This window comes from Amycolatopsis sp. MJM2582 (assembly GCF_000754115.1).
Taxonomy (GTDB): Bacteria; Actinomycetota; Actinomycetes; order Mycobacteriales; family Pseudonocardiaceae; genus Amycolatopsis; species Amycolatopsis japonica.
In genome coordinates, this window is the sequence record NZ_JPLW01000001.1 from 1,804,669 (window position 1) to 1,824,119 (window position 19,451).

Below are 19,451 nucleotides of genomic sequence, written 5' to 3' on the forward strand. Positions count from 1 at the left end.
GCAAAACACTGGCGGCGCCCGTCGGCAAGAAGCCGGCGGGCGCCGCCAGTCGGTGCGGACCACTCGGGCGACCAAGCGTGCAACTCTGGTCGTACCTTCATGGACTCGGCGTCCGGCGTCCCGGTACGCAGTCCCTAGACGACGAGCCTCCCGCGGCGCGCTGCGCGTGGGTACCCGGTGTCCGCACACGGAGATTCGCCGGGGTGGAACAGGCTTCTCTTCTACCTGTTCCCTGGCCGACCGAACGTCCGCACCTACTTTCTACGCCGTGAGCCGGGTCACTTCAAGTGCGCAGACGGGTGCACCGGTACAGAGGCTCGATCTAGTGACACGGGCACCCTCCGCGACGGACAATTCGCGGCCCTGACTGCGAAAACCGGCCCGGTACCGCCGTGTGGGTGCGTGCTCAGCGGGTGCGTTTGCGCCGGTTGTAGCCGTACCAGGTGGCCCCCGCCGCGAAGGCGCCGAGCGCGACCAGGCCGGCCGACCGCGCGGGGATCCGGGTCCGCAGCGACATCGGGTGCTCGAAGGCGAGGATCTCCCAGCCCTGTTCCGTCGCGTGCTTGCGCAGGACGCGGTCGGGGTTGACCGCGTGCGGCCGTCCGACGACTTCGAGGAGCGGGATGTCGGTGCTCGAGTCGGTGTACGCGTGGCACTGCGTGAGGTCGTAGCCGTACGTCGCCGCGAGCTGCTTCGCGGCGACGGCCTTGTTCTCGCCGTAGCAGTAGAAATCGACTTCGCCCGAGTAACGGCCGTCCACGATCTGCATCCGCGTGGCCACGCTGCGCGTCGCGCCGAGCATTTCGGCGACCGGCGCGACGACCTCCTCGCCGGTCGCCGACAGCACCACGACGTCGTGCCCGTCCGCGCGATGGGACGAGATCAGTTCCGCCGCCTCCGCGTACACGAGCGGGTCGACGACGTCGTGCAGCGTTTCGCGGACGATCGCGGACACCTGTGCGACGTCCCATCCGGTGCACAGCGCGGAAACCTCGGCGCGCATCCGCTCGGTCTTCGCCGCGTCCGCGCCCGCGAGCGAGAAGACGAGCTGGGCGTACGCACTGCGAAGGGCGGCTCGGCGGTTGATCAGGCCTTCGCGCAAAAGCGGCTTGCTGAAGGCCAATGCGCTCGATGACGCGATGATCGTCTTGTCGAGATCGAAGAACGCCGCGACCTGGCTCGGCGTCGTGCTGGGTCGGTCCACTCGCCAAGGATAGGAGAGCGGTACGGCCGGGCGCCCGTTGGTCGACCACGATCGGGATACGGCGGTGGAAAATTCACGACCGCGTACCCGATCCGGCGCGTCGTGCCGTTATCGAATTGTGGGTACCGGCGCCGCCCGCAACGGGCCGGTATCGGAGTTACAGTGAGATTGTCCGGTGTCGCACCGGGCCCAGGTTCAGTCCGACCCCCCGGGGCTGAACCCCAGGCGGCCCTCGTCCCTCCCCCCTGGCGAGGGCCGCCTCCTATTCCCCCATCGTACCAATGGTTCAGACCTTGTCGGCCGCGGAAACTTCGCCAGGGCAAGGACGAACCGGCGGGAGTTCGTTAACTTTCTTTTCTCTCAAGGCTTTCTTGAGTTCTGTTCCGCTCCGTGGCCCATAGCGGAAAGGGCCGACGGAATTCGCGGGAAACCGGTTTCCCGCGGCGGAGTTGTCCACAACACCCCAGTTGTCCACAGGTGGGGCGGAATGGCGTTGTGCGGGGTGGGGAAGCGGCGCGACCGTGGAGTGGTCACCCGAGTCCGACCGAATCACTGGGGGAGTCATGACCGCGGAACATCCGCTCGTCGTCGCCGGAGACGACGTCCTGCTCGACGAGATCCTGCGCGTGGCGGCGGCCGCGGGGTGCGAGGTCGAACGAGCACCCGATCTGGCCGCCGCACGCGGGAGATGGGCCCGTGCGCCGCTCGTGGTGCTCGACGAAGAGGCCGCGAGCGCGCCGAACCGGCTGCTGCGGCGGAACAAGGTCCTGCTCGTCTGCAAGGGCGCGCCGACACCGGTCACGTGGGAGCGTGCCGTCAACACCGGTTCGGAGAAGGTCCTTTCGCTGCCGGACGAGGAAAGCGACCTCATCGGCGAATTCGCCGATGTCGTCGACGGGCCGCCACGGGACGACGGCGTCGTCATCGGGATCATCGGCGGGCGAGGCGGGGCCGGGGCATCGGTGCTTTCGGCCGCCGTCGCGTACCGGGCGGAGAAGTCCGGCACCGGCGGGCTGCTCGTCGACTGCGATCCGCTCGGCGGCGGGGTCGACGTCCTCCTCGCCGCCGAACGCGATCGCGGGCCACGCTGGCCGGAGCTCGAACTCGGTGGCAGGGTGTCGATGGCCGCGTTGAGCGAAGCCCTGCCGCGGAAGAAGTACGCGACCGGCTCACTGTCCTTTGTGTCCTATGGCCGGGAAGGAAGCGGACCGGGGCCCGATGCGATCGAAGGCGTGCTGAGCGCCGGACGCCGGGCGGGACGGACGGTCGTCTGCGATCTGCCGAGGTATTTCGGCGCCGAGACGTCCGCCGTGATCGGGCTCGCCGATCTGGTCGTGGTCGTCGTCCCCGCCGAACTCCGCGCCTGCGCGGCGGCGAAACAGGTCCTCGCCAGGGTCGAACCGCACGCGTCGCGGGTCGGTGTCGCGGTACGGGGGCCGTCGCCCGCCGGGCTGATCCCGCAAGAGATCGCCGACGCCGTCGGCGTTCCGCTCATCACCTCGATGGGCCGCGAGCGCTCCCTCGCGGCGGCCCTCGACCGCGGTGAGTTCGTCCTGAGGCATCGCGGGCATCTGGCCATCGCCGCCGGCGAAGTCCTCGCGGCCGCGCGCGGGCGGCTGACCGGTGCCTCGCGATGACCGACGATCTGGTCGAGCGGGTCCGGCGGCGGCTGGCCGGGTCGGCCGCCCCGGCGGATCCGGTGAGCGTCGCGCGGGCCGTCCGCGCCGAAGCCGGTGGCGCGCTCGGGCAGGAGGCCGTCCTCGGAGCGGTGCGGCTGGCCCGTGACGAGTTCGTCGGAGCCGGTCCGTTGGCGCCGCTTCTCGAAAAACCCGGCGTCACCGATGTTCTCGTCACGGCACCCGACGAGGTCTGGACCGACACCGGCGAAGGCATCCGCCTGACGGATGTTCGTTTCGCCGACGAGGAAGCCGTCCGCAGACTGGCTCAGCGGCTCGCCCTCGCCGGCGGTCGGCGCCTGGACGACGCTCAACCGTTCGCCGACTGCTGGCTGCCGGGAGTGGGTCCGCAAGGCCGGGTCCGCATGCACGCGGTCCTCCCGCCGATCGCGCCGGCCGGGACCGCCCTCTCGCTCCGCGTGCTCCGGCCCGCCACCCATGATCTCGCCGAACTCCGGCTGCGCGGGGTGTTCGGCACCAGCGGCGCGGACCTGCTCGGCTCGGTCATCCGGCGGCGGCTCGCGTTCCTGGTCTCCGGCGGGACCGGGGCGGGCAAGACGACCCTGCTCTCCGCGTTGCTCGGCGCGGTGCCCCCGGCCGAACGCATCGTCTGCGTCGAAGACGCCGGAGAACTGCAACCGGACCATCCCCAGTTCGTCAGCCTGCTCACCCGGCCGCCCAACGTCGAGGGCGCGGGCGAGGTCGGGCTGAGCGAGCTGGTGCGGCAGGCGTTGCGCATGCGGCCGGACCGGCTGGTCGTCGGCGAAGTGCGCGGTGGCGAGGTCATCGCGTTGCTCAACGCCATGAACACCGGGCACGAGGGCGGCGGCTGCACCGTGCACGCCAACTCGCCGGAGGACGTCCCCGCGCGGCTGGAGGCGCTGGCCGCGCTCGGCGGGCTGAAACGGGACGCGCTGCACAGCCAGCTGACGGCGGCGATCCGGGTGGTCCTCCACATGCGCCGCCTGCCGAGCGGGATCCGGCGCCTGGACGAGGTCGGTGTCCTCCGGTCGTTTCGAGGCGAGGCCAAGGTCGTCCCGGTCTGGAGCAAGGGCTCGTGGATCGGCGACGAGACGCCGTTCGAGGAGATGGCGGCGTGAACCCGTGGTTCCTTCTCTCCTGGGGCGCGGGTCTCGCCTGCTGGCCCAAGTCGATGGCGCGTACTCAGATCGTCTGGCGGCTGCCTCGCGCCGTCCGGGCGGGCTGGTGGCCGTTGCCCGCGCTGGCTCTGTCCTTCGTGGGAATCGGCTGGGCGGTGGCGACGCTCGTACTCACCTGGACTCTCCGCCAGGAACATCGGTGGCGGGCACGGGAGAAGGCGGCGCTGGCCGAAGCGGAACTCACCGGGTCCGTCTTGCGCACGATGATCGCCGAACTCCGGGCGGGCGCCCATCCGGTGGCCGCGGCCGAAGCCACCGCGGAGGCGGTGCCCGCGGCGTTCGGGCGGTTGCGCGGACTCATCGCGGCCGCCCGGTTCGGTGGCGGCACCGCCGCCGAACCGGACGCGCCACCGGCGCTGGCGAACGCGTGGACACTCGCGAACCGGTTCGGGCTTCCGATGGCCGAGGTACTCGATGCCGCGCGACGGGACGCTGAGGCGGAGGTCGGCTTCCGCCGTCGGCTCAAAGCCAAGATGGCGGGCCCCAGGGCGAGTGCCGCCGTGCTCGCGGTCCTCCCGCTGCTGTGCTTGGTGCTCGGCGAAGTGATGGGTGCCGGGCCGGTCCACGCCCTCACCGGGACAGGCGCCGGGCAGCTGTCGCTCGTCGTGGGCAGCGGGCTGATCTGGGCGGGCACGACCTGGTGCCGGGCCCTCACCGGGAGGGTGGCGCCATCGTGATCGGGGTGGCCCTGATCCTGCTGGGCGGTGCCGTCTTCTGTTGGCCGCGCGTCACCTCCGTGGCTCCAGCGCGGCCCGGGTGGCTCCGGCCGCGCAGGAGAACGTCTCGCGAGAACGGCGTCTCCGAACTCCTCCGGTCCGCGGCCACTCTCGACCTGCTGGCCGCCTGCCTGGGCGGCGGGCTGCCGGTACCCGTCGCGCTCGGAGCCGTCGTACCGACCGCGTCACCGAAGACCGCCGCGGCACTGCGCTCGGTGGCGTCGCATCTCGCCGTGGGCATCGGACCGGCGGAAGCCTGGGCGCCGGTCCGCGACCGGCCCGGCCTGACCGAACTGTCCGTCGCCGCCGTCCGTACGGCGAGGGCGGGCACCGCGCTCGCCGACCACGCGAAGGATCTCGCGCGAAGACTGCGCGAGTCGCTCGCCGCCGAGGCCGAGGAACGAGCCGAACGGGCCGGAGTGCTGCTGGCGGCACCGATCGGCCTGTGCTTCCTCCCCGCGTTCCTGTGCCTCGGTGTCTTCCCCGTCGTGCTCGGCCTCGCCGGGCGTCTCGACTTCCTTTGATCGAAAGGCAGGGCGGAGCTGGAGAAATCACGCGAGAAGCGACCAAAGACGTGAACCCGCCCGGCCGAAGGCCCCGTTATCGCGGTGGCAGGGCGCCCTGTTCGCCACCGTGCCGTGGAAGGCCAGGCAGCGCTCTGCCGACGTCGATCACGGCCGCGGGTCACCGACAAACAACTGACTGAAAGGCAATCCCCATGACCAAGCTCCCCACCTTCCGCGAAGACGACGGCATGACGACGGTCGAGTACGCCATCGGCACCTTGGCCGCCGCCGGCTTGGCGGCCCTCCTCTATCTGATCGTCACCAGTGATGCCGTCTCCGCCGGGCTCACCGCGCTCATCGAGCGGGCCCTGTCGGTGAAGTTCTGATGGCCGACCACGGCTCCGTCACGGTGGAGGCCGCGCTCGGCATCGGCGCGCTGACCTTCCTCTCGGCCTTGTTGTTCACCGGGATCGGCGTGGCCTCCGATCAGCTCCGCTGCACCGACGCGGCCCGGGAGGCGGCCAGGCTCCTCGCCCGCGGTCAGCCTGCCCGTGCCGAACAAGCGGTGCGGGAGATCGCGCCGTCCGGCGCTCGGCTGGACGTCGTCCGCGAAGGGGAGGCGATCAGCGTCGGCGTCGAGGCCGAACCGGTCGGCGGCCTCCTGCCGGGGATCCGGCTGCACTCCCGTGCCTTCGCCATCGCCGAGCCTGGGAGCGGGCCATGACCTCGGGCAGCACGGACGATCGCGGTGTCGCGACCGTGTGGACCGCGTCGATCGTCGCGGCCCTGGTCTGCGCGGCGGCGTTCGTCTTCTGGCTCGGAGCCGCCGTCACGGCGCGGCATCGCACCGAGGCCGCCGCCGATCTGGCCGCGCTCGCGGCCGCCTCGCACGCGACGGAGGGCCCCGGCGCGGCCTGTGAACGGGCCCGGCAGGTCGCCGTCCGGATGTCGGTCACGCTGCTCACCTGCCGGTGGGAGCGCGGCGATGCCCTGGTCGAGGTGCGCTCGGAGCCATCGGGGCGGCCGGCGGTCACCGGACGGGCGGAGGCGCGCGCCCGGGCGGGGCCGGTCGACCGGCCACCGTGACGTGCGTCGCACGACGAACGGTCGTCGGGTGGTGACCGGCCGGTAGTACGCGTGAGTAACCGCTCGGCGCGAGCAGCGGTCGTTGACGCACGGCGAGCGGTCGAAGTCATGATCAGCGCACCGCCGAACGGCCGCCCGCCGCTCACCGTGAGCGCCGTCACGCGGGACGGAAACCCAGGTCGGCTGCGACGAACGGCCTCGGACCGGTCGCGTACGCCCGTTAATCGGACGTCCGGCGTTCGGTCCGTCCGGTCGCACTACCGCGCGTTCATCGCTGAGTAACCGCCGGTTGTCGCGCGAGGTCTTCTCCCGATGTGCAACTTGCCGTTTATTGAGATGTGCGCCACCTCGAGAAGGTCGCCGGGTAGCGCGGAGCAGAACCGACACAGGACAGAGTTGACCTGAGGCAGGGACGGAATGTTGGACGCGAATTGGCCGGACAGCTGGCGGGGCGCCTTCCGCATCGAGATGCGGGCGGAGGCGATCGGCCTCGCGTGGCGTGGCTGGCCGGTGCTCCCGGGTGCGGAGCCCGCCGCGATCACCGCGGAGGGTGACGACCTCACCTGGCGTCGTCCCGTCCCGGCGCAGGACAACTGGCGTGAACTGCTCGAGACCCACCCGCACGAGGTCGCCACCTGGTTCGGCGACGACACCCACAGCCTGCTCGTGGCCACCGGCACCGTGCTCGACGCCATCGAGGTCGACGACGAGCTCGGCAAGACCGCCGCCCGCCTGCTTCGTGCCACCGGCCACCCCGCCCCGATCGTCGCGATGCCGAACGGCCGCTGGCTGTTCCTCACCACCGTCGCCACGAGCATCCCGCGGGAACTGGCCGACCAGGCCTCGATCCAGTGGCACGGCGCGAATGGCTACATCCCGCTGCCCCCGTCGCCGTTCCAGCACGGTGTCGTGCACTGGCGGGTCAAGCCCGAGGTCTGGGGCTGGCAGCTGCCCGAGGCCGCCGAGGTGCACGACGTGCTCGTCCGTGCGCTGGCCGGTGACCAGACCGTCGCCCCGGTGGCGACCCTGAGCACCGCCGCCTGATCAACCCACAAGTTCAACCCACAATTTCAAGCCACCCCGTGGCCGGACACGGACCCGTGCTGACGCAAAGCCCCGAGCACGGTGTCCAGAACGGCCACCGCCCCCGCCTTGTCCAGCGGATCGTTGCCGTTCCCGCACTTCGGCGACTGGACGCAGGACGGGCAGCCGGCCGGGCACTCGCAGGAAACGATCGCCTCCCGCGTTGCGGCCAGCCAAGGGACAATCGCGGCAAATCCGCGGTCGGCGAATCCCGCACCCCCGGGATGGCCATCGTGCACGAACACCGTCGCCTCCCCGGTGTCTTCGTGCCACGCGGTCGACACCCCGCCAATGTCCCAGCGGTCGCACGTAGCGAACAGCGGTAGCAGGCCGATCGCCGCGTGCTCGGCGGCATGCAGGGCACCGGGGACGCGCGCCGGATCCAACTCGGCGCTCGTCCCCGGTGCTCCGCCAAGTTCCTTGGTCCCCACCCTGGAGCCTCCGGTCCCCACCGGCTCCAGAACTTCGGTCCCCGTCCGATGGCCCCCGGTCCCCGCCACACCATCGGACACACCGAGCAGCTCCCCCGAGATCGTGTACCAGACGGCGCGGGTGTGCAGGCTCTGCTCCGGCAGATCCAGCGGAGTCTGGTCCAGCACCTCGCCGGACGGGCGCCGCCGCAAGTAGCCGACCACTTGCGAACTGACCGACACCTCGCCGAGATTCACCGTGACCCCGCCGTGCACGCTGGTCTCCTCGGTGCGCAGCACACTGATGTCGACGATCTCGCGCGGCGACGTGGTCCAGTCCGGATCCTCCGCGTGCACCAGCGCGAGCCCGGTCTCCAAATCGAGTTCGTCGACCACATAGGACGAACCCTGGTGCAGGTACACCGCGCCGGGATGTACCGCGTAGCAGGCGGAACCCGGATCGACGGTGCCGAGCATGCGGCCGGAGTCGGCCTCCACCACGGCGATCTGCTCTCCGCCGGAACCGCGGATGCCGACCTCGGCGTGCGGCCGGTCCCGCGAAGTCCAGTACCAGCCGCTCGTCCGGCGCCGGACGATCTTCTCCTTGACCAGATCGGCGAGCACGGCACGCGCCGGATCGCCGCCGAAGGCCGCGACCTCCGGCTCGGTCAACGGGAGTTCGGCGATGGCGCACGCCAGCTGCGGCCCGAGGACATACGGATTCGACGGGTCGAGGACGGCGGCTTCCACCGGCCGGTCCAGGATCGCGGCCGGATGGTGCACGAGATAGGTGTCCAGCGGATCGTCCCTGGCCACGAACACGACCAGCGCCGCGTCTCCCGCGCGCCCGGCCCGGCCCGCCTGCTGCCAGAACGAAGCGAGCGTGCCCGGGTATCCCGCCAGCACCACCGCGTCCAGCCCCGCGATGTCGACGCCGAGTTCGAGCGCGTTCGTCGTCGCGACGCCGAGCAACCGCCCGGACAGCAACGCCGCTTCGAGGGCGCGCCGTTCCTCCGGCAGGTAGCCGGAGCGGTACGCGGCCACGGATTCCGCCAAGGAAGCGTCCACTTCGGACAGAATCCGCCGGGCGCCGAGCGCGGTCAGCTCCGCGCCTCGCCGCGACCGGACGAACGCCAGCGAACGAGCGCCTTCGATGACCAGTTCGGCGAGGATGCGGGAAGCCTCGGCCCCCGCCGAGCGCCGCACCGGTGCCCCGTTCTCGCCCGAGAGTTCCGACAGCAGAGGGGGTTCCCACAACGCGACCGTGCGGGCGCCACGGGGTGAGCCGTCCTCGCTGACCGGGACACAGTCCTGCCCGGTGAGCTTCGACGCGAACGCCGCCGGATCCGCCGTCGTCGCGGACGCGAGGACGAAGACCGGCGAAGCGCCGTAGTACGCCGCGACCCTTCGCAGCCTGCGCAGTAGCAGCGCCACGTGGGAACCGAAGACCCCGCGATAGCTGTGGCATTCGTCGACGACGACGAACGCGAGCCGCCGGAAGAACCGCGACCAGCGCGCATGCGACGAGAGGATCCCGCGGTGCAGCATGTCCGGGTTCGTGAAGACCCAGTTCGCGTGCGCGCGGACCCAGTCCCGCTCCTCCAGCGGGGTGTCGCCGTCGAACGACGCCGCCCGCGCCTTCTTGATGTCCAAAGAGGACACAGCGCGCAACTGGTCGGCGCCGAGCGCCTTGGTCGGCGACAGGTACAGCGCCGAAGCGCGCTCGTCCTCGACCAAAGCCGAAAGCACCGGCAACTGGTACGCGAGCGACTTGCCCGACGCCGTGCCCGTGGAGATCACCACGTGCTCGCCCGCGCGGGCCAGCGACGCGGCTTCCACCTGATGCCGCCAGGGCGCCTTGACGCCGTTCGCCCTCAGCGCCTCGACGACCGGGGCCGCCGCCCACTCCGGCCAGTCGACCGAATCCGCCGAACGGGCGGGCAGCTCGGCCACATGGGTGACCGGGTACAGCGAAGCCGGGATCCCCGCCGTCGCGCGGTCGAGAAGCCGCCGCCCTTTGCCGGGTCGCACCGTGCCGTCCACCTTCCGAGCTTCGCACAGCGCACCGACAGAAACGGGCCGCCGCCGAACGGATCCGGCACTGGAAGCGGCCCTCGATGATCGATAAAGTGACCAGCCTCACAAGGTAACGGAACGTGTGGTGGCAGGGACGCCTTGCCGTCCGCCATCCCACTACCAATACACTCCCGCAATCCACACCGTCTGTGGCGAGCGTCATGTGAGACGTACCTTGCAGTGCGACTAGCGTGACATTCGGCTCAGATCCCATGCCAGCGCGCGAGCCGCCGGTTCCATCGGCGGATCGTCGTTGGCCAACGGCGACGTCTCCAGGAGGACGAATGTCCCGGCAGTTCCTCGCGGAGGGCGAACTCACGCTCTCCGGAGGTGGTTACACCATCGTCGGTGTGATCGCCGTGGTCGCCCTTGCCGCACTGGTCATCGGCTACGTTCTGCTCAAGGAGGTGCTGGCCGCCGGCCAGGGCACCACCAAGATGCAGGACATCGCGAAGGCAGTGCAGGAAGGCGCGGCTGCCTATCTGAAACGGCAGCGCAACACCCTCGCGATCTTCGGTGCGATCGTGTTCGTACTGCTCTTCGCCTTGCCGGCCGATGACTGGAACGAAAAGATCGGCAGGTCGATCTTCTTCCTGGTCGGCGCGGCGTTCTCCTTCGCGATCGGCTATCTCGGCATGTGGCTGGCGACGCAGGCGAACCTGCGCGTCGCGGCCGCTTCGCGGGAGGAAGGCGGTCGCGAGAAGGCGATGCGCGTGGCCTTCCGCACCGGTGGCGTGGTCGGCATGATCACCGTCGGGCTCGGCCTCTTCGGCGCCGCGGTGGTCGTCCTCGTCTACACCGGACAGGCCCCGAAGGTGTTGGAGGGCTTCGGTTTCGGTGCCGCGCTGATCGCGATGTTCATGCGTGTCGGCGGCGGTATCTTCACGAAGGCCGCCGACGTCGGCGCGGACCTGGTCGGCAAGGTCGAGCAGGGCATCCCCGAGGACGACCCGCGCAACGCGGCCACCATCGCCGACAACGTCGGTGACAACGTGGGCGACTGCGCCGGGATGGCGGCGGACCTCTTCGAGTCGTACGCGGTCATGCTCGTGGCGGCGCTGATCCTGGGTAGCACCGCCTTCGGCGTGCACGGCCTGATCTTCCCGCTCATCGTTCCCGCCATCGGCGTGATCACCGCGGTCATCGGTGTCTACATCACCAAGGCCAAGGCCGGCGAAGGCGGTCTGGTCACGATCAACCGCTCCTTCTACATCTCCGCCGGTATTTCCGCGGTGCTCTCGACGATCGCGGCGTTCGTCTACCTGCCCGGTTCGTTCTCCGAGCTGACCGGTGGCGCCACCAACGAGTCCGGGAACCCGGCGGTCATCGCGACCGTCTCGGTCATCATCGGCATCGTGCTCGCGGCGGTCATCCTCAAGCTCACCGGGTACTACACCGGCACCGAGCACAAGCCGGTCAAGGAGGTCGGCAAGTCTTCGCAAACCGGTGCGGCGACGGTGATCCTGGCCGGTATCTCGGTCGGTTTCGAGTCCGCTGTGTACACCGCGCTGGTCATCGGCGCGGCGGTGTTCGGCGCGTACCTGCTCGGTGGCGGCGTCGCGCTGTTCGCCGTGGCGCTGGCCGGTACCGGTCTGCTCACCACCGTCGGCGTCATCGTCGCGATGGACACCTTCGGCCCGGTTTCGGACAACGCGCAGGGCATCGCGGAGATGTCGGGCGACGTCGACGAAGACGCCGCGCAGATCCTCACCGAGCTCGACGCGGTCGGCAACACCACCAAGGCCATCACCAAGGGCATCGCGATCGCCACGGCGGTCCTCGCGGCGACGGCGTTGTTCGGGTCCTACCAGGACGCGATCAGCAAGGCGCTGAAGTCGATCCCGGAAGCCGCGGAAGCCAGCATGTCGACGCTGAACTTCTTCGTGAACACGGTGGTCAGCCCGAACACCCTCGTCGGCGTGATCGTCGGCGCGGCGGTCGTGTTCCTGTTCTCCGGTCTCGCGGTCAACGCGGTGTCCCGTGCCGCCGGCGCGGTCGTCTACGAAGTGCGCCGCCAGTTCCGCGACATCCCGGGGATCATGGAGGGCACCACCCGTCCCGAGTACGGCCGGGTCGTCGACATCGTCACGCGCGATTCGCTGCGTGAGCTGACCACGCCCGGTCTGCTCGCGGTCTTCGCGCCCATCGCGGTCGGTTTCGGCCTCGGCACCGGCGCGCTCGCCGGCTACCTGGCCGGTGCGATCGCGACCGGCACCCTGATGGCGATCTTCCTCGCCAACTCCGGTGGCGCCTGGGACAACGCGAAGAAGCTCGTGGAGGACGGAAACCACGGCGGCAAGGGATCGGACGCGCACGAGGCCACCATCATCGGTGACACCGTGGGCGACCCGTTCAAGGACACCGCCGGTCCCGCGATCAACCCGCTGATCAAGGTGATGAACCTGGTGTCGGTGCTGATCGCCCCGGCGATCGTGCAGTTCTCGATCGGCGCGGACGCCAACGTCGGCATCCGCATCGCGATCTCGCTGGTCGCCGTCGCGATCATCGTCGCGGCGATCGTGGTCTCCAAGCGCCGCGAGTCGGTTCTTTCCGACACTCCCGCGGAAGCGAAGGCGTAAAACCGAACAGTTTCCCCCCGCCGGGCCCGCCACGATTTCCCGTGGCGGGCCCGACGGCTGTCCGGGGCGGGCTAATCTCTGCGCGTCACGCCGATCCGATCCGGGGGAGTTCCTGTCATGAGGCGTTCGGTCATCCTGTTCGCCGCCGGAATCCTGCTGGCGGGCTGCGGTGGCGCCGAGCGGACGGCTTCTCCCGCTCCGGTGGCGGGGACTGCCTGGATGAACGATTTCTGCGGTTCGCTGATCGACTTCGCCAAGATCGGCGATTTCACGATGCCCGACTTCGAACAGAACGACGTCGCCAGCGCGAGGAAGGTGATGGACGACGCCTTCGGGGTGTTCGCGCCCGGTTTCGACAACGCGGTCACCGGCTTGGGAAAGCTCGGCCAGGCACCGAGCGCGGAGGCCGACGCGGCACGCAAGAGCATCGTCGAAGCGCTGACACCGATCCGGGACGAGGTGCTCGCCGCGAAGGCGGCACTCGACGCCGCGCCGAAGGACGACAAGAACGCCGTCGTGGCCGCGGGGGCGGCCTTCCGGCGAATCGGTTCCCACATGAACGACATGCCCGACCCGTTCCAGCAGCTGGAAACGAACGTTTCGGTGAAAACACTGGCCGCGCAGGCTCCGAACTGCGGAAAGCTGCCTTCTTGACCGTTCTTTCCACCACGTTGATTTGCATTGCCCCCCGGTATCGGTACCGTCGGGGGCCAGCCGGGAAGTCGTCAGGTCGGGAGGTGTTTTCGTGCGGCCGCGGTTCACCGTCCTTGCCGCGCTAGCAACAGGTATCGGACTCGGCCTCGCCGGGTGCGGGCAGCAGCCCGCGGTGACTTCCCACGCCAGACAAGAAGGTCTCGCGACGGTCAGCGCGTCGGAGGCCGACCCCACCTCCGCCTGGGCGGAGGCGTACTGCGGCGCGGCGGGCGGACTCGTCCGGACGCTGGCGGCGCTGCCCAGCGTCGATCCGAGCACGCCTCAGCAGGCCTCGCGCACCTCCAGCGAGCTGATGCTCTCGGTGGTCGAAGGGCTGGACCGCACTTCCGCCGCGCTCGAGAACCTCGGCCCGGCACCGGTCGCCGGCGGGGACTCCTCACGCGCGGCCGCCGTCGCTCAGCTCGGTGGCATCCGCGCCCGTGCCGACGACGTCCGCCAGCGTCTCGACTCCTCAGCCGACCCCGAGGCGACGAAGACCGCGCTTCGCGACGCCAGGACCTCGCTCGACGAACTGGACCGCCTTGACCTCCTCAGGGGCCTTAACGACGTCCCTCAGCTCGCCGCGGCGAGCAGCCGGATCCCGGTCTGCCAGGAATTGGTGAAACAACCTCGCTGAGTCATCGGCCGATCACTGGCCATGAGTCGAACTTGTGTTCTATTCTGTCCGGGTGGACGGGACGATCTCGCTCTTCTCGGCGGAGGCGAGCGGGCCGGTGCTCGCCGACCTCGCCGGAGTGCTGTGCGGGCCCGGGCGGATGACGGGCTTCGGGCGGACGGCCGGGCGGCTGTCCGCCGTGGTCGACGAGCCGTGGCGAGCGGGTGCCCTCGCCAGGGAATGCCGTCGCCGCGGCGTCCAGGCGCAGGTCTCGGCCGCCGAATGCGGGCGGCCGCTCGTGAGAACGCCGTTCCGGGTCGATCTGCTGCCGCTGGAGCAGCGGTGGAATCGTGGTGAAGAGAAGGTCCTGCCGGAAGGCTTCCGGCTCGACGGGGCCATGTTGAGGATGTGGGCGCTGGCGGCGGGCAGTCCCCAGGGCAACGGCTACCTGCTCGCGCTGGATCCGGCGGCGCCGGAGACGCACGAGCTGCTGATCACGGCGCTGGCGCGGCTGGGTGTGCCCGCCAAAGCGCAGAAGGGGGAAGAAGCGCTGCTTCGCGTCACCGGACGGCGACGGCTGGCGCACGTCCTCGAGCTGATCGGGGACGCGCCCGCGGGTGCCGAGCCCGCCTGGCCGAGCCTGGTGCCGGTGGTGCGCGCCGTCTGACGTTCCCGGTCGCGTGGGTCCCGAGTGCGGCGTCCAGTCACGCGAGTTACGTCCCCGATCACGCGAGTCACGCCTTCGCTCACGCCCCACTGGACCCGGAACTCGCCTGAACGCCATGAAAGGTCCTTTCCTTGCAAATTTCGCAAGGAAAGGACCTTTCATGGCAGCCGGTGAGGGAGGAAAGGTCAGGGTTTCGGCGCCCGGCAGTTCGGGTTCGCGAGGTCGAGTTCACTGTGCGAAAGGCAGGAGGTCAGCTGGTAGGTCTGCTCCCCGTAGTTGATGCTCTGCCGCACGGTCACGTTCCCGGCCGCGTCGACCTCGCACGGGTTGTTCATCGTGCACCGCTGGCCGCTTTCGTTGCCGGTGTTGTTGACGCCGACGACCTTCCCGGTCGAGGTCTCGATGATGGGCGACCCCGAGGTCCCGCCGATCGTCTTGCACGCCGAGGTGTACCGGATCGAGTCCTTCCAGACCCAGTCCGCCTCGTGCAGCTCGTGGACGAAGCCGTCGATGTTGCAGGAGTAGATCTTCTTCCAATATCCCGAGACCACGTCCATCGCGATACCCGCGGACGGACGGGTGGGCGAGAGCGTCAGCGGGGCGATACCGTACGTCGACTTGATCTTGGCGTAGCTGGTGTTGAGCTGGTAGAGCGAGACGTCGGTGTCGGTCATCGTGGCGTAGAGCAGCTTCTTCGCCTTGAGCGTGCCCAGTGACGAGCGGCCGTCCTTGGACAGCAGGCTGAACGTCCGTGACGAGGCCTTGTTGACGATTACTTCCCCGGGGTCCGGGAAACCTTCTTGCAGGCAATGCCCGTTGGAAAGGACGAGGGCGGGGTCGTCGAGGCTCGCCTCGGGCGGTTTGACCACCGACCCGGAGCAGTTCGACAACGCCACCGTTCCGGCGAAGGTGGTCGTGGCCGCTTCCGCCGGTGCGGTTCCGACCAGGGCGGACGCGGTCAGCATGGCGAACAGGGTGCCGAGGAGTCGTCGGGTCACGTGGAGTCCTTTCGGGTCGGCGTGGACATCAAGTGAAGCGTTGGCGGCCACGGTGTCACCACCGTCGAACGGAGGGTGTTCACCCCGTCACGCGGGACCCCAGGCGGACGTGTCCGACATCACGTGCTAGGTGTTGAAAGGAAACATCGACGAGGTCAGCGGCGATGCGCTGGACACACGATCGGCGGCGTGTTGCGCCACCTAGCCGTGGTCCAGGCGGTGCGAGCGTGCACACTGACGGGTCGAGAGGCGGCGCGAAGGCGCCGAAGATGAGCGGAGAGCAGGACAGCGTGGCAGGAGCACGGACGAAGAAGACCGCGGCGTCGGACGACGGCGCGGGCCGTCGTCGGCTGGTGATCGTCGAGTCGCCGACCAAGGCCCGCAAGATCGCCCCGTACCTCGGCGGTAACTACGTCGTGGAGTCCTCCGTCGGACACATCCGCGACCTTCCCCGCGGCGCGGCCGACGTGCCCGCCCAGTACAAGGGCGAGTCGTGGGCGCGGCTGGGTGTCGACGTCGACAACGACTTCAAGGCGCTCTACGTCGTCACGCCGGACAAGAAGTCCAAGGTCACGGAGCTGAAGGGCCTGCTGAAGGACGTCGACGAGCTCTACCTCGCCACGGACCCCGACCGCGAGGGCGAGGCCATCGCGTGGCATCTGCTGGAGACGCTCAAGCCGAAGGTCCCGGTGCGCCGGATGGTCTTCCACGAGGTCACCGAGCAGGCGATCCGCGCCGCGGCCGACAGCACCCGTGAGCTCGACGGAGACCTCGTCGACGCGCAGGAGACCCGCCGCATCCTGGACCGGCTCTACGGCTACGAGGTCTCGCCCGTGCTGTGGAAGAAGGTCATGCCGAAGCTGTCGGCGGGCCGCGTGCAGTCGGTGGCGACCAGGATCGTGGTCGAGCGGGAGCGCGAGCGCATGCGCTTCACCTCGGCGTCGTACTGGGACATCTCCGCGACGATGGACGCCGGCGCCGAGGCGTCCCCCCGCAACTTCCCGGCCAGGATGATCGCCGTCGACGGTGCCCGCCTGGCCACCGGCCGTGACTTCGGTTCGGACGGACAGCTCAAGACTGGCACCTCCTCGAACAACGAGATCCGCGTGCTGGCCGAGGCCGACGCCGTCCGGCTCGCCGAGGCGCTGAAGAACCGCGACTTCAAGGTCGCGAGCGTCGAGGAGAAGCCGTACACGCGCAAGCCGTACGCGCCCTTCATGACCTCGACCCTGCAGCAGGAGGCCGGCCGCAAGCTGCGGTTCACCTCCGAGCGCACCATGCGGATCGCGCAGAAGCTGTACGAGAACGGGTACATCACTTATATGCGTACCGACTCCACGACGCTGTCGGAGTCGGCGATCTCGGCGGCGCGCAGCCAGGCGACGCAGCTGTACGGCAAGGAATACGTCTCGCCGTCGCCGCGCCAGTACACCCGCAAGGTGAAGAACGCGCAGGAAGCCCACGAGGCGATCCGTCCTTCGGGTGAGGTCTTCCGCACGCCGGGCCAGGTCGCGAAGGATCTGGACACCGACGAGTACCGCCTTTACGAGATGATCTGGCAGCGCACGATCGCGTCGCAGATGGCGGACGCGAAGGGCACCACGATGTCGGTGCGCATCGTCGGCACGGCCACCAGCGGCGAGGAGTGCACGTTCGCCTCGTCGGGCCGCACGATCACCTTCGCCGGGTTCCTCAAGGCGTACGTCGAGGCCGTCGACACCGAGAGCGGTGGCGAGGCGGACGACAAGCAGAGCCGTCTGCCGCAGCTGGTCAAGGACCAGGCGCTGACCGCGACCGAGCTGAGCCCTGACGGGCACACCACCTCCCCGCCGGCGCGCTACTCGGAGCCGAGCCTGGTCAGCAAGCTCGAAGAGCTGGGCATCGGCCGCCCGTCGACGTACGCGTCGATCATCAAGACCATCCAGGACCGCGGCTACGTGTGGAAGAAGGGGTCCGCGCTGGTGCCCTCCTGGGTCGCGTTCGCCGTGATCGGCCTGATGGAGCGGCATTTCGAGCGGCTGGTCGACTACGACTTCACCGCCGGCATGGAGGACGAGCTCGACCGCATCGCCGCCGGTGACGAGCACCGGACGCAATGGCTGTCGAAGTTCTACTTCGGCGGTGACATGGGCGTCGACGGTTCCGTCGGCCGTCTCGGCGGGCTGAAGAAGCTGGTCGGCTCGGGCGTCGAGGACATCGACGCCCGCGAGATCAACTCGATCCCGCTGTTCAGCGACGCCGACGGGCACACCGTCGTCGTGCGCGTCGGCCGCTACGGCCCGTACCTCGAGCGCGAGGTGGACGGGACGTCGCAGCGGGCGAACCTGCCCGAGGATCTGCCCCCGGACGAGCTGACCAAGGAGATCGCGGAGAAGCTGTTCGCGACGCCGCAGGAAGGCCGCGTGCTCGGCAAGGACCCGGTCAGCGGACACGAGATCGTGGCGAAGGAAGGCCGCTTCGGCCCGTACGTCACTGAGCTCCTGCCCGAGCCGGAGCCGCTGCCCGAAGGCGCGACCGCCGCGCAGAAGAAGGCCGCGAAGGCGAAGCAGCCGAAGCCGCGGACGGGTTCGCTGTTCAAGTCGATGTCGATCGAGACGATGACGCTCGAAGACGCGCTGAAGCTGCTTTCGCTGCCGCGCGTGGTCGGCAAGGACCCGGAATCCGGCGACGAGATCACCGCGCAGAACGGGCGCTACGGGCCGTACCTGAAGAAGGGCACGGACTCGCGTTCGCTCACCACCGAGGACCAGCTGTTCTCGATCACGCTCGAAGAGGCGCTGAAGATCTACTCGGAGCCGAAGCAGCGTGGCCGGTCGGCGACCGCGAAGCCGCCGCTGAAGGAACTGGGCGACGACCCGGTGTCCGGTAAGCCGATGGTGGTCAAGGACGGGCGCTTCGGTCCGTACGTGACCGATGGCGAGTACAACGCGACGCTGCGGAAGTCGGACAGCATCGAGGAGCTGACCGCCGAGCGTGCCGCCGAACTGCTGGCGGAGAAGCGCGCGAAGGGCCCGGCGCCCAAGCGCAAGGCTCCGGCGCGGAAGACGGCGGCGTCGAAGACGGCGGCCACCAAGACGACCGCGGCCAAGAAGACCACCGCTACCAAGACGACCGCGACCAAGACCGCGGCGGCGAAGAAGCCTTCGACGCGCTCGACGGCCACGAAGACGAAGTAACTCCCTTCACGCGCCATGAAAGGTCCTTTCCTTGCAAAATTCGCAAGGAAAGGACCTTTCATGGCATCCAGGGTGACCACTGAGAGGACGTGAGTGGAGCCGGGGCAGGTCGCGCAGGCCGTCGGGATGTTCGCGGTCACCAACGTCGACGACATCCTGATCCTGGCGCTCTTCTTCGCCCAGGCGGCCGGACGCCGCGACGCCGCGAAGGTCGTCTTCGGCCAGTACCTCGGCTTCGCCGGGATCCTGGGCGCGTCGATCGCCGGTGCGCTCGGCGCGGGACTCCTGCCGCCCTCGGTGATCCCGTATCTCGGCCTGTTGCCGATCCTGCTCGGCCTCCGCGCGGCCTGGCTCGCTTGGCGCGATCGTCACGCCGAGGACGAGGAGACCGTGAGCAAAGGTCCCTCGCTACTCGGCGTCGCAGGAGTCACCTTCGCCAACGGGGGCGACAACATCGGCGTCTACGTCCCGGTGTTCGCCAATGCGGGGACGGGCACGCTCGTCGGCTACGCCGTCGTCTTCCTGGTCCTCGTCGGGGTCTGGTGCGCGATCGGCCGGTTCTTCGCGACGAGGCCGGTGGTCGCCCGCGCACTGTCGCGTTGGGGCCACGTCGTGCTCCCGGTCGTCTTGATCGGCATCGGCCTCCTGATCCTCATCGAGGGACCGTGAGCGCGGGTGTAGCCGAGCTCCGCGACCGTCTCGATGGCCGCCGCTCAGCCGAGCAAAACCCTGCACCGGAGACCGCTCACCGACCGCTCGCCGAACCACCTCACCCGTTCGAACAAAAGTTCTAAAAATTGTCGGT

17 protein-coding genes are annotated in these 19,451 nt (G+C 69.5%); 14 read left to right on the forward strand and 3 right to left on the reverse strand.

Features of this window, described 5'->3' with window-relative positions:
* Positions 1-406: 406 nt before the first annotated feature.
* The gene (locus tag ED92_RS08900; RefSeq protein WP_016337846.1) at positions 407-1,204 is read right to left on the reverse strand and encodes an HAD family phosphatase; all 798 of its coding nucleotides are present in this window, start codon (positions 1,202-1,204) and stop codon (positions 407-409) included.
* A gap of 563 nt (positions 1,205-1,767) precedes the next feature.
* Between ED92_RS08900 and ssd the strand changes: the two genes are divergently transcribed.
* From ssd to ED92_RS08940, 8 genes are all read left to right on the forward strand, one after another.
* A complete protein-coding gene (gene ssd / locus ED92_RS08905) occupies positions 1,768-2,841 on the forward strand; it encodes a septum site-determining protein Ssd (protein WP_037335110.1) in 1,074 nt (357 codons plus the stop codon).
* The gene (locus ED92_RS08910; RefSeq protein WP_037335112.1) at positions 2,838-3,980 is read left to right on the forward strand and encodes a TadA family conjugal transfer-associated ATPase; all 1,143 of its coding nucleotides are present in this window, start codon (positions 2,838-2,840) and stop codon (positions 3,978-3,980) included. Before ssd ends, ED92_RS08910 begins: the two co-directional genes overlap by 4 nt.
* On the forward strand, positions 3,977-4,717 hold the full coding sequence (locus ED92_RS08915) for a type II secretion system F family protein (RefSeq protein WP_037335114.1): 741 nt from the start codon (positions 3,977-3,979) through the stop codon (positions 4,715-4,717). The genes ED92_RS08910 and ED92_RS08915 overlap by 4 nt, the downstream gene beginning before the upstream one ends.
* A complete protein-coding gene (locus tag ED92_RS08920; RefSeq protein ID WP_369797382.1) occupies positions 4,714-5,280 on the forward strand; it encodes a type II secretion system F family protein in 567 nt (188 codons plus the stop codon). Before ED92_RS08915 ends, ED92_RS08920 begins: the two co-directional genes overlap by 4 nt.
* A gap of 194 nt (positions 5,281-5,474) precedes the next feature.
* The gene (locus ED92_RS41810; protein WP_037335117.1) at positions 5,475-5,648 is read left to right on the forward strand and encodes a DUF4244 domain-containing protein; all 174 of its coding nucleotides are present in this window, start codon (positions 5,475-5,477) and stop codon (positions 5,646-5,648) included.
* Positions 5,648-5,986, forward strand: coding sequence for a TadE family type IV pilus minor pilin (locus ED92_RS08930; protein ID WP_037335119.1), 339 nt, complete (start codon positions 5,648-5,650; stop codon positions 5,984-5,986). Before ED92_RS41810 ends, ED92_RS08930 begins: the two co-directional genes overlap by 1 nt.
* The gene (locus tag ED92_RS08935; RefSeq protein WP_037335122.1) at positions 5,983-6,348 is read left to right on the forward strand and encodes an Rv3654c family TadE-like protein; all 366 of its coding nucleotides are present in this window, start codon (positions 5,983-5,985) and stop codon (positions 6,346-6,348) included. The genes ED92_RS08930 and ED92_RS08935 overlap by 4 nt, the downstream gene beginning before the upstream one ends.
* Positions 6,349-6,765: 417 nt before the next feature.
* Positions 6,766-7,392, forward strand: coding sequence for a bifunctional DNA primase/polymerase (locus tag ED92_RS08940; RefSeq protein WP_037335126.1), 627 nt, complete (start codon positions 6,766-6,768; stop codon positions 7,390-7,392).
* A gap of 26 nt (positions 7,393-7,418) precedes the next feature.
* On the opposite strand, the gene ED92_RS08945 is transcribed toward ED92_RS08940, so the two are convergent.
* The gene (locus ED92_RS08945) at positions 7,419-9,884 is read right to left on the reverse strand and encodes a DEAD/DEAH box helicase (protein ID WP_037335128.1); all 2,466 of its coding nucleotides are present in this window, start codon (positions 9,882-9,884) and stop codon (positions 7,419-7,421) included.
* A 317-nt stretch (positions 9,885-10,201) separates the two neighbouring features.
* Here ED92_RS08945 and ED92_RS08950 point away from each other — a divergent pair, with 317 nt between their 5' ends.
* The 4 genes from ED92_RS08950 (at position 10,202) to ED92_RS08965 (ending at position 14,472) form a co-directional block, all read left to right on the forward strand.
* Entirely contained in the window at positions 10,202-12,496 is a 2,295-nt protein-coding gene (locus ED92_RS08950; protein WP_037335130.1) for a sodium-translocating pyrophosphatase, read from the forward strand.
* Between the two features lie 117 nt (positions 12,497-12,613).
* Positions 12,614-13,150: a hypothetical protein gene (locus ED92_RS08955; protein WP_235213220.1), complete on the forward strand. Its 537-nt coding sequence runs from the start codon at positions 12,614-12,616 to the stop codon at positions 13,148-13,150.
* A 91-nt stretch (positions 13,151-13,241) separates the two neighbouring features.
* Positions 13,242-13,826: a hypothetical protein gene (locus ED92_RS08960; RefSeq protein WP_037335133.1), complete on the forward strand. Its 585-nt coding sequence runs from the start codon at positions 13,242-13,244 to the stop codon at positions 13,824-13,826.
* Positions 13,827-13,860: 34 nt separating this feature from the next.
* Entirely contained in the window at positions 13,861-14,472 is a 612-nt protein-coding gene (locus ED92_RS08965) for a hypothetical protein (RefSeq protein ID WP_037335136.1), read from the forward strand.
* A 185-nt stretch (positions 14,473-14,657) separates the two neighbouring features.
* Here ED92_RS08965 and ED92_RS08970 read toward each other — a convergent pair whose 3' ends face one another.
* Positions 14,658-15,470, reverse strand: a complete 813-nt coding sequence (locus ED92_RS08970) for a serine protease (RefSeq protein WP_037335139.1) — start codon at positions 15,468-15,470, stop codon at positions 14,658-14,660.
* Positions 15,471-15,739: 269 nt separating this feature from the next.
* Here ED92_RS08970 and topA point away from each other — a divergent pair, with 269 nt between their 5' ends.
* Both topA and ED92_RS08980 read left to right on the forward strand, forming a co-directional pair.
* Positions 15,740-18,646 (forward strand): type I DNA topoisomerase, encoded by a 2,907-nt coding sequence (topA, locus tag ED92_RS08975; protein ID WP_200882677.1) that lies wholly within the window; start codon positions 15,740-15,742, stop codon positions 18,644-18,646.
* A 93-nt stretch (positions 18,647-18,739) separates the two neighbouring features.
* Positions 18,740-19,315 carry a cadmium resistance transporter gene (locus ED92_RS08980; RefSeq protein WP_037335142.1) on the forward strand — a complete coding sequence of 192 codons (576 nt, stop codon included), beginning with the start codon at positions 18,740-18,742 and terminating at the stop codon, positions 19,313-19,315.
* Positions 19,316-19,451: the final 136 nt, after the last annotated feature.